Annotated in this window: 1 protein-coding gene; it reads right to left on the bottom strand. The window is 33.7% G+C overall.

Annotated elements, in window-relative coordinates; genetic code table 11:
* Positions 1-129: 129 nt before the first annotated feature.
* A partial coding sequence (locus tag B8T70_RS23485) for a peptidase domain-containing ABC transporter (RefSeq protein WP_123912173.1) occupies positions 130-1,237 on the bottom strand: 1,108 nt, incomplete at its 5' end.

Here is a 1,237-nt window from a genome sequence, read left to right as displayed (position 1 = left end):
AAACAGCATGCATATTATTGCAAAGATTAAAACCGTTCCCCATCGTATCATCCAATGTGGCACTCTTGTAAGGATATCTTGTACTTCTTCGCTTCTTAATTCAAATTTTGTATTGTCTTCTGCCATCTTTTAATTTCCTAATTGCAATTGATTACGAACCAATTCAAAATAATTCCCTTTTTGTTCTACTAATGCTGAGTGACTTCCTATTTCGATAATCTTTCCTTTGTCTAAAACAACTATTTGATCTGCGTTCATCACTGTACTTAATCGGTGTGCAATTACTACAACTGTTTTATCCTTAAAGAAGATATCCAATTTCCCCATAATTGATTTTTCATTATTTGCATCTAATGCTGAAGTTGCTTCATCAAAAAATAACATTTCGGGATTTTTATAAACTGCTCTCGCAATTAATAATCGTTGTTTTTGTCCTGTACTCATACCAACTCCTTCTGATCCTATCTTGGTATTATAACCAAGTGGCAAACTAGAGATATATTCTTTTATGTTGGCCACATCTGCAGCGTAAACCAATCGTTCTTTATCTATCTTATCGACCCCAATAGCTATATTATTAGCAATTGTATCACTAAAAATAAATCCTTCTTGCATAACAGCTCCGATGTTATTACGCCATGCTTTTTGCGAAATATTTTTGAGCTGAGTATTTCCTAAGTTTATTTCGCCATTATTTGGCTCATAGAATTTTAGTAATAACTTCATTAAAGTAGTTTTCCCGCTTCCGCTAACACCTACAATGGCTGTTACTTTATGTGCAGGAATTATCAAATTTAAGTCATCTAAAACAGGAATATCCGAACCTAAATAACGATACGATAAATCTTTAATGATTATATCGCTATCCTGAGGAATATCTTGAGTTTGATGTACTTCTTGCTGTACCTCATCTTCTTTATCATGAATTTCGGATAGTCTTGCCAACGATATTTTAGCATCTTGCACTTCTCTTACAAACTCTATAAGCTGTGTAATTGGCCCATTTAAACTCCCAACGATAGAACTTATGGCAAGCATCATCCCAAGTGTGATCTGACCATCGATTACCAATTTTGCCGAAAGGAAAATTATAAAAATATTCTTTAACTCATTAATTACAGATGAACCTATTGTTTGAGTTTGTTCCAGAACAAGTCCTTTTATAGAAACTCTAAATAATCTTGCCTGAACATACTCCCAACCCCATCTTTTTTGCTTTTCGGCATTGTGCAGTTTT

The organism is Flavobacterium sp. AJR, from assembly GCF_002156885.1.
Classification (GTDB): domain Bacteria; phylum Bacteroidota; class Bacteroidia; order Flavobacteriales; family Flavobacteriaceae; genus Flavobacterium.
Note: the sequence above shows the minus strand (reverse complement) of the source record. Positions and strands in the feature narration are given on the sequence as shown.